General features: G+C 60.2%; 8 protein-coding genes and 1 pseudogene. 6 read left to right on the top strand and 3 right to left on the bottom strand.

Going from position 1 to position 8,699, the window contains the following annotated elements; translation table 11 throughout:
* The 5 genes from PMI29_RS12335 to fabI form a co-directional block, all read left to right on the top strand.
* On the top strand, window positions 1–1,561 hold a 1,561-nt coding region (locus PMI29_RS12335), incomplete at its 5' end, for an extracellular solute-binding protein (protein ID WP_007999326.1).
* Between the two features lie 4 nt (window positions 1,562–1,565).
* Complete coding sequence (locus tag PMI29_RS12340; RefSeq protein WP_007999324.1) at window positions 1,566–2,639, top strand: microcin C ABC transporter permease YejB; 1,074 nt, start codon at window positions 1,566–1,568, stop codon at window positions 2,637–2,639.
* 1 nt (window position 2,640) lies between these two features.
* Window positions 2,641–3,660 carry an ABC transporter permease gene (locus PMI29_RS12345; RefSeq protein WP_007999322.1) on the top strand — a complete coding sequence of 340 codons (1,020 nt, stop codon included), beginning with the start codon at window positions 2,641–2,643 and terminating at the stop codon, window positions 3,658–3,660.
* A gap of 1 nt (window position 3,661) precedes the next feature.
* Window positions 3,662–5,272, top strand: coding sequence for an ABC transporter ATP-binding protein (locus tag PMI29_RS12350; RefSeq protein ID WP_007999320.1), 1,611 nt, complete (start codon window positions 3,662–3,664; stop codon window positions 5,270–5,272).
* Window positions 5,273–5,291: 19 nt separating this feature from the next.
* Window positions 5,292–6,086 carry an enoyl-ACP reductase FabI gene (gene fabI / locus PMI29_RS12355; protein WP_007988438.1) on the top strand — a complete coding sequence of 265 codons (795 nt, stop codon included), beginning with the start codon at window positions 5,292–5,294 and terminating at the stop codon, window positions 6,084–6,086.
* Window positions 6,087–6,259: 173 nt separating this feature from the next.
* Here the strand turns inward: fabI and PMI29_RS12360 are convergent, their stop codons facing one another.
* Window positions 6,260–7,129 carry a LysR family transcriptional regulator gene (locus PMI29_RS12360; RefSeq protein WP_007999317.1) on the bottom strand — a complete coding sequence of 290 codons (870 nt, stop codon included), beginning with the start codon at window positions 7,127–7,129 and terminating at the stop codon, window positions 6,260–6,262.
* 113 nt (window positions 7,130–7,242) lie between these two features.
* On the opposite strand from PMI29_RS12360, the gene PMI29_RS12365 reads away from it, so the two are divergent.
* Window positions 7,243–7,668: a VOC family protein gene (locus tag PMI29_RS12365; RefSeq protein WP_007999315.1), complete on the top strand. Its 426-nt coding sequence runs from the start codon at window positions 7,243–7,245 to the stop codon at window positions 7,666–7,668.
* A gap of 136 nt (window positions 7,669–7,804) precedes the next feature.
* Here the strand turns inward: PMI29_RS12365 and PMI29_RS12370 are convergent, their stop codons facing one another.
* Together PMI29_RS12370 and PMI29_RS12375 are read right to left on the bottom strand one after the other, a co-directional pair.
* Complete coding sequence (locus tag PMI29_RS12370; RefSeq protein WP_007999313.1) at window positions 7,805–8,386, bottom strand: GGDEF domain-containing protein; 582 nt, start codon at window positions 8,384–8,386, stop codon at window positions 7,805–7,807.
* A 74-nt stretch (window positions 8,387–8,460) separates the two neighbouring features.
* Window positions 8,461–8,699: pseudogene (locus PMI29_RS12375) on the bottom strand (hypothetical protein); the annotation flags it as partial.

Raw genomic sequence — 8,699 nt, 5'->3', positions numbered from 1 at the left:
GGAGCCGTTCACCGAATACGGCTTGATTGCCCGCCTGATCGAGAAAGCCCCGGACAACGCTTGGGTACGCTTCTATCTGCGCCCCGAAGCACGCTTCCATGACGGCCATCCGATTCGCGCCGAGGACGTGGTGTTCAGCTTCCAGATGCTGACCAAAGATGGCGCGCCGATGTACCGCGGCTACTACAACGACGTGGCCGAAGTGGTCGCCGAAGACCCGCTCACCGTATTGTTCAAATTCAAGCACACCAACAACCGCGAACTGCCGCTGATTCTCGGCCAGTTGCCGGTGCTGCCCAAGCATTGGTGGGCCGACCGCGATTTCAACAAGGGCAACCTGGAAATCCCGCTGGGCAGTGGCCCGTACAAGGTCAGTGAAGTGAAGGCCGGACGCTCGGTGCGTTACGAGCGGGTCAAGGATTACTGGGGCAAGGACCTGCCGGTCAATCGGGGTTTCTACAACTTCGACGTGATGACCACCGACTACTACCGCGACAACACCGTGGCCCTGGAAGCGCTCAAGGCCGGGCAGTTCGACTACTGGCTGGAAATGACCGCGAAGAACTGGGCCAACGCCTACAATGTTCCGGCGGTTAGCGAAGGCCGGTTGGTCAAGGAACAGATTCCCAACGGCAATCCGACTGGCATGCAAGGGTTCGTGTTCAATTTGCGTCGCCCGGTGTTCCAGGATGTGCGCGTGCGCCAGGCCTTGTCGCTGTTGCTGGACTTCGAATGGACCAACAAGCAACTGTTCAACGGCGCCTATGTGCGCACCCGCAGTTACTTCGAGAACTCGGAAATGGCCGCCACCGGCCTGCCCGATGCCGATCAGGTGGCAATCCTCGAGCCGTTGCGCAGCAAGCTGCCACCGCAAGTGTTCAGCGAAGCGTTCCAGAACCCGACTACCGACGGCAGCGGCATGATCCGCGCCCAGCAACGGCAAGCCTATCAACTGCTGCAGGAGGCCGGCTGGCGCATCGTCGATGACAAAATGGTCGACGCCACCGGCAAACCGGTGGTCATCGAGTTCCTGCTGGCCCAGACTGAATTCGAACGGGTGCTGTTGCCGTTCAAGCGCAACCTGAGCGACCTGGGCATCGATCTGGTGATTCGCCGGGTCGACGTCTCGCAATACATCAACCGTGTGCGTTCCCGGGACTTCGACATGATCGTCGGCAGCTTCCCGCAGTCCAACTCGCCAGGGAACGAACAACGGGAATTCTGGATGTCCGCCGCCGCCGACAAACCCGGCAGCCGCAATTCCATGGGTCTGAAAGATCCAGTGGTCGATCAACTGGTCGAGCAACTGATCAACGCCGATTCGCGCAACAGCCTGGTGGCCCACGCCCGTGCACTGGACCGCGTTCTGCAATGGGGCTATTACGTAATACCCAACTGGCACATCAAGACCTGGCGCGTGGCGTACTGGAACCACATCGGCCATCCAAAGGTCTCGCCTAAATACGACATCGGCACGGCCACCTGGTGGGTCAAGCCCGACATCAAGCCGGCGATAGAAGTCGAAACCACACTGCAGGCCGCTCCTGCGGGCACGGAGTAATCAGATGCTGGCGTATATTTTTCGGCGACTGCTGCTGATCATTCCGACCCTGTTCGGCATCTTGCTGATCAACTTCGTGATCATCCAGGCCGCCCCGGGCGGGCCAGTGGAGCAGATGATCGCCAAGCTCGAAGGCTTCGAAGGCGCCACCAGCCGCATCGCCGGCGGCGGTGCCGAAGTCTCGGTGGCAGGCTCGGCCTATCGCGGCGCCCAGGGCCTGGACCCGGCGCTGATCAAGGAAATCGAACACATGTACGGCTTCGACAAGTCGGCGCCGGAACGCTTGTGGATCATGGTCAAGAACTATGCGTCCCTGGATTTCGGCGACAGCTTCTTCCGCGATGCCAAGGTCATCGACCTGATCAAGGAAAAGATGCCGGTCTCGATCTCCCTCGGACTGTGGAGCACGCTGATCATGTACCTGGTGTCGATCCCGCTGGGGATCGCCAAGGCCAAGCGGCACGGCAGCCACTTCGACGTCTGGACCAGTTCGGCGATCATCGTCGGCTATGCGATCCCGGCATTCCTGTTCGCCATCCTGTTGATCGTGGTGTTCGCCGGCGGCAGTTACCTGGACTGGTTCCCCTTGCGCGGGCTGACCTCGAACAACTTCGATGAACTGAGCATGGGCGGCAAGATCCTCGATTACTTCTGGCACCTGGCGCTGCCGGTGACCGCGCTGGTGATCGGCAACTTCGCGACCATGACCCTGCTGACCAAAAACAGCTTCCTCGACGAAATCAACAAACAGTATGTGATCACCGCCAAGGCCAAGGGCCTGACCAATCACCGCGTGCTGTACGGCCATGTGTTCCGCAACGCCATGTTGCTGGTGATCGCCGGTTTCCCCTCAGCCCTCATCGGAATTTTCTTCACCGGTTCGTTGCTGGTGGAGGTGATCTTTTCCCTCGACGGCCTCGGCCTGATGAGTTTCGAGGCAGCGATCAACCGCGATTACCCGGTGGTGTTCGGCACGCTGTTCATTTTCACCTTGCTGGGGCTGGTGGTGAAACTGATCGGCGACCTCACCTACACCTTTGTCGATCCGCGCATCGACTTCGAAAGCCGGGAGCATTGAGATGAACCTGTCCCCTCTCAATCGCCGGCGCTTCGAACTGTTCAAGGCCAACAAGCGTGGCTGGTGGTCGCTGTGGCTGTTCCTGATCCTGTTCGGCGCCAGCCTCGGCGCCGAGCTGATCGCCAACGACAAGCCGCTGGTGGTGCATTACGACAACAACTGGTACTTCCCGGCGCTCAAGCGCTACCCGGAAACCACCTTCGGCGGCGAATTTCCGCTGGAAGCCAATTACAAGAGTCCGTACATCCGCGAACTGCTCAAGGCCAAGGACGCCTGGGTGCTGTGGGCACCGATCCCCTACAGCTACCAGAGCATCAACTACGACCTGAAAGTCCCGGCCCCGGCCCCGCCCTCGACGGACAACCTGCTGGGCACCGACGATCAGGGTCGCGACGTGTTGGCCCGGGTGATCTACGGCTTCCGCATTTCGGTACTGTTCGCTCTGACCCTGACCGTGCTCAGCTCGATCATCGGCGTGATCGCCGGCGCCTTGCAGGGTTTCTATGGTGGCTGGGTGGATCTGGCCGGGCAGCGGTTTCTGGAGATCTGGTCCGGACTGCCGGTGCTGTACCTGCTGATCATCCTCGCCAGTTTCGTGCAGCCCAACTTCTGGTGGCTGCTGGGGATCATGTTGCTGTTCTCGTGGATGAGCCTGGTGGACGTGGTACGCGCCGAATTCCTGCGCGGACGCAACCTGGAATACGTGCGCGCCGCCCGCGCCCTGGGCATGCAGAACGGCGCGATCATGTTCCGCCATATCCTGCCCAACGCGATGGTCTCGACCATGACCTTCATGCCGTTCATCCTCACCGGCGCCATCGGCACATTGACCGCCCTGGACTTCCTCGGTTTCGGCCTGCCGGCGGGCAGCCCGTCCCTGGGTGAACTGGTGGCCCAGGGCAAATCCAACCTGCAAGCGCCGTGGCTGGGCATCAGCGCCTTTGCCGTGCTGGCCTTGATGTTGAGTTTGCTGGTGTTCATCGGCGAGTCCGCTCGCGATGCCTTCGACCCGAGGAAGTGAAATGAATCAGCATAATCTGATCGAAGTGCGCGACCTGTCCGTCGATTTTGTCGTCGGCAATCGCTGCCAGCGGGCGGTCGAAGGCATCAGCTTCGACATCAAGCGCGGCGAAACCCTGGCCCTGGTCGGCGAGAGCGGTTCCGGCAAATCGGTAACCGCACACTCGATCCTGCGCCTGCTGCCCTACCCGCTCGCCCGGCACCCGTCCGGCACCATCGAGTATTCGGGGCAGAACCTGCTGGACCTGAAAGAAAAAACCATCCGCCACATACGCGGCAACCGGATTGCGATGATCTTCCAGGAGCCGATGACCTCGCTCAATCCACTGCACTCGATCGAGAAACAAATCAATGAGGTGCTTAACATCCACAAGGGTCTGACCGGCAAGGTCGCGACCAAACGCACCCTGGAACTGCTGGAGATGGTCGGCATCCCCGATCCGCACAAGCGCCTCAAGGCCCTGCCCCACGAATTGTCCGGCGGCCAGCGCCAGCGGGTGATGATCGCCATGGCCCTGGCCAACGAGCCGGAACTGCTGATCGCCGACGAGCCGACCACCGCGCTGGACGTGACCGTTCAGCTGAAAATCCTCGAATTACTCAAGGAGTTGCAGGCCCGTTTGGGCATGGCGCTGCTGCTGATCAGCCACGATTTGAACCTTGTGCGAAGAATTGCGCACCGCGTATGTGTCATGCAGCAAGGTTGCATCGTCGAACAGGCATCGTGCGAAGAACTGTTCCGCGCGCCGCAGCATCCGTACACTCGGGAACTGTTGGCAGCGGAGCCCGGCGGCAAGCCTGCAAGCAACGTGATCGGCCCGCCATTGCTGGCGGTCGAGGACTTGAAAGTCTGGTTTCCGATCAAGAAAGGCTTGCTCAAGCGCACAGTGGATTACGTCAAGGCGGTCGACGGCATCAACTTCAGCCTGCCCCAGGGTCAGACCCTGGGGATTGTGGGTGAAAGCGGTTCCGGCAAATCGACGCTGGGTTTGGCGATTTTACGGTTGATCGCCAGCAAAGGCGCCATCCGCTTTGAAGACCAGCAGCTAGAATGCCTGACGCAGCAACAAGTCAGGCCGCTGCGGCGGGAGATGCAGGTGGTGTTTCAGGACCCGTTCGGCAGCCTGAGCCCACGGATGTGCGTGAGCGAGATCGTTGGCGAAGGCCTGCGGGTCCACAAGATGGGCACCGGAGCGGAACAGGAACAAGCGATCATTGCGGCACTCAAGGAGGTAGGTCTGGATCCGGAAACCCGGAACCGCTACCCACACGAATTTTCCGGCGGGCAACGGCAGAGAATCGCCATTGCCCGGGCATTGGTGTTAAAACCGGCGTTGATTTTGCTGGACGAGCCGACTTCGGCCCTCGACCGCACGGTACAACGCCAGGTAGTGGAGCTTTTGCGTTCGCTGCAAACCAAGTACAACCTGACGTATCTGTTTATCAGCCATGACCTGGCTGTGGTGAAAGCGCTGAGCCACCAGTTGATGGTGGTCAAGCATGGCCAAGTGGTCGAACAGGGAGACGCGCAAAGCATTTTTGCCGCCCCCCAACATCCGTATACACAGCAGTTGCTGGAAGCCGCTTTTTTGGCTCCGGCCACTGCGCAATAACCTGAAAGAGGAGCAACACATGGGTTTTCTCGCCGGTAAGCGCGTACTGATCGTCGGTGTCGCCAGCAAGCTGTCCATCGCATCCGGCATCGCTGCCGCCATGCATCGCGAGGGCGCTGAGCTTGCCTTCACTTATCAGAACGACAAACTCAAGGGTCGTGTCGAAGAGTTCGCACAAGGCTGGGGCTCGAGCCCTGAGCTGTGCTTCCCGTGCGACGTGGCCAGCGATGAAGAAATCGCCAAGGTCTTCGAAGAGCTGAGCAAGAAGTGGGACGGCCTGGACTGCATCGTGCACTCCGTCGGCTTCGCACCTGGCGACCAACTGGACGGCGACTTCACCGAAGCCACCACCCGTGAAGGTTTCCGCATCGCTCACGACATCAGCGCCTACAGCTTCGTGGCCCTGGCCAAGGCTGGCCGCGAAATGATGAAAGGCCGCAACGGCAGCCTGCTGACTCTGTCGTACCTGGGCGCCGAGCGCACCATGCCGAACTACAACGTGATGGGCATGGCCAAGGCTTCCCTGGAAGCCGGCGTACGTTACCTGGCCGGCTCCCTGGGCCCGGACGGTACTCGCGTCAACTGTGTATCGGCTGGCCCGATCCGCACCCTCGCCGCTTCCGGCATCAAGAACTTCCGCAAGATGCTGGCCGCCAACGAAGCGCAAACTCCGCTGCGCCGTAACGTCACCATCGAAGAAGTCGGCAACGCCGGCGCCTTCCTGTGCTCGGACCTGGCGTCCGGCATCAGCGGTGAAATCATGTACGTGGACGGTGGCTTCAACACCACAGCCATGGGCAGCCTCGAAGAGTAATCTTCGGTCAGCCAAAAAACCCGCCTCTTTTGGCGGGTTTTTTATGCCTGCGATTTCCCCGGCCGATGCCGTCCCCCTGTAGGAGCGAGCTTGCTCGCGAAGGTCGTCAACGATAACGCGTGTAGTCTGGATGAACGCAGCGGGCCCGGTTTTTTTCGCGAGCAAGCTCGCTCCTACAGGGGGCTGCGTTGCTTCAGACATTGCGCAAACAACTGCTGAATCGGCTGTGTCCGTTGGCTATAGCGCTGCAACAGTACGATCTCCCGATAGAACGTCAATTCGCCCAGCGGGATGATTCGCACCCCGGCCCCATGCTCAAGCCATAACCCGGCCTCCGGCAGCAGGGAAATCCCCAAGCCGCACTCGACCATTTTGACAATGGCCTCCAGTTCATCCAGCTCCAGCGCCACCTGCACCTCGATCTGCCGTTCACGCAGAAACCGCGTCACCAGCCGCCCGCCAAACGAATTGCGGTCGTAGCGCACATGAGGGTGCTCGGCGAGCAGTTGCAACGGATCATCGCCGTCCAGATCCGCCGGTACGATCAGCACGAACGGCTCCCGGCGAATCACCTGCGCGAACAACTCCTTGGGCAACTCAAACGGCGGCTTGATCAGGATCGCCAGGTCCACTTCGCCGGCATCCACCTGACTCAGCAGGTTCAGTGACACCCCGGGCACCAGCTTGGGCTCCAGCAAGGGAGCCTGTTGGCGCAGTCGCAACAGCGCCTGGGGCAACAGCCCGGTCTGGACGGTCGCCACCGCACCGATTTTCAGTTTGCCGCGGTACTCACTGACATCGTCACTGACGGCCATGCGGCTGAAGGTTTCGAGCATTTCCCTGGCCATCGGCAATGCACGCTGCCCCGCCGCATTGAGCAGCGCCTGGCGGCCGGTACGATCGAAAAGACGGATGCCAAGGGCTTGCTCCAGATTGCGAATCTGCGCACTGACCGCCGATTGCGTCAGGCCGATGTGCATGCCGGCCGCGGCGAAGGTGCCGTGATGCGCCACGGCCACAAAGGTCTTCAGTTCTCGCAACATATCAGCCTCGATTGATCGAAATAATTTGAGCTCGGTGCAAAAATTATCGTCTTTCAATCAAAAATCACAGGACTAAACTCAACACACTCCCACCCGCCACTGAGGTTCTCCCGATGCAATTGTGCCCTTTTCACTTGGCTATTCCGGTCTACGACTTGCCTGCCGCCCGACACTTTTATGGCGTGGTGTTTGGCCTTGAAGAAGGTCGTTCAAGCGATCACTGGGTGGATTTCAATTTCTTCGGCCATCAACTGGTGATCCACCTGGCACCGAAAAACCCTGCGCAAGAAGCCGCGCACACCAATGCCGTTGATGGTCACGATGTGCCAGTGCCGCATTTTGGCGTGGTGCTCGGGATGGCAGAGTGGGAGGCGTTGGCCGAGCGACTGAAGTCACTGGGGACTCGCTTCGTGATCGAACCGGGAATCCGTTTTCAGGGGCTGGTGGGTGAACAGGCAACGATGTTTCTGTTTGATCCTTGCGGTAATGCGCTGGAGTTCAAGGCGTTCAAGGATATCGGGCAGTTGTTTGCCAAATAGGTGTTGTCTGTCAGGACGCCATCGCGGGCAAGCCCGCTCCCACAGGGTTTTGTAGTCATCCGGTCATTTGATGAACAACACCGGCCATTGTGGGAGCGGGCTTGCCCGCGAAGAGGCCCGCCAATACAACACAGTCCTAACGGCTCATCACACTTTCGGCCTCCCCCAGCAGTTCCTCGATCGAGCCATGAACAACCGGGTCATATTCAATCTGCACAACACTGAACCGAATGTCATAACTGCGATGCGCCGTGGCATTGCGCTCATCGAGTATCTCATCGAGTCGGGCCTTGATCGCCGCAATCTCGACGACGCTGGAACCGGTCAGCAACGCCACGAACCGGTCGCCTTCGAGTCGGCCGACCACATCGTTTTCACGAAAGCCGATACGCAGGACATCGGCGAACGTCTTCAGCGCATCGTCACCTTTGGCCCGGCCATACAGATAGTTCATTCGCTTGAATTCATCGAGGGTGAAGTACAGCAACGTCGCCGGCATCCCCACCTCCCGGCAGGCGTTCAGCCCGAGCCGGGCCAGCGCGGTGAAGCCATGGCGATTGGACAGCAGCGTCAGCTCGTCCATGCTCGCCATTTGCACGCCCGCCAACTCTTGCTCGGCCCGACGAGCCAGATCGCGCAACCGTTCACGTTCTTGCTGTGGCGTGAGCAACGGGTTGGCGGATCGGCCCGATTTGTCCGTTTTGCCTGAGATCAACATCGTTCACTCCCTTGGCGGGTATGCACGTTAGAGTCGCCCATACCCACATTGACTCCCTGTTAACGTGCCGCTGGTCAGCTACCCGCCACCGGGCACGGCCCTCCCGCATCGGCCCAGCTCTTGAACCGGGCGACGAAGATATCGTGCGGCACCGGCACCGGCGTGCGATTGCCGCCCGGATTCCAGCCCCACAGCACCAGTTTGTCTTCGCTGACGTGCTTGATCAGCGCCGCGAAATCCCGATCGCCGTTGCTGGAGCGATCCTTGATCATCGCGCATAGCCGATCGGCTGGCTGGCCGATCCAGGCCATCC

Origin of the sequence: Pseudomonas sp. GM49 (assembly GCF_000282355.1) — a bacterium.
Classification (GTDB): Bacteria; Pseudomonadota; Gammaproteobacteria; order Pseudomonadales; family Pseudomonadaceae; genus Aquipseudomonas.
The sequence above is the reverse complement of the archived record's forward strand: the minus strand, read 5'-3'. Positions and strand labels throughout refer to the sequence as shown.

Coding starts and splice junctions, on each gene's coding strand:
- PMI29_RS12340 (WP_007999324.1), top strand. CDS start 1,566: ATGCTGGCGTATATTTTTCGGCGACTGCTGCTGATCATTCCGACCCTG.
- PMI29_RS12345 (WP_007999322.1), top strand. CDS start 2,641: ATGAACCTGTCCCCTCTCAATCGCCGGCGCTTCGAACTGTTCAAGGCC.
- PMI29_RS12350 (WP_007999320.1), top strand. CDS start 3,662: ATGAATCAGCATAATCTGATCGAAGTGCGCGACCTGTCCGTCGATTTT.
- fabI (WP_007988438.1), top strand. CDS start 5,292: ATGGGTTTTCTCGCCGGTAAGCGCGTACTGATCGTCGGTGTCGCCAGC.
- PMI29_RS12360 (WP_007999317.1), bottom strand. CDS start 7,129: ATGTTGCGAGAACTGAAGACCTTTGTGGCCGTGGCGCATCACGGCACC.
- PMI29_RS12365 (WP_007999315.1), top strand. CDS start 7,243: ATGCAATTGTGCCCTTTTCACTTGGCTATTCCGGTCTACGACTTGCCT.
- PMI29_RS12370 (WP_007999313.1), bottom strand. CDS start 8,386: ATGTTGATCTCAGGCAAAACGGACAAATCGGGCCGATCCGCCAACCCG.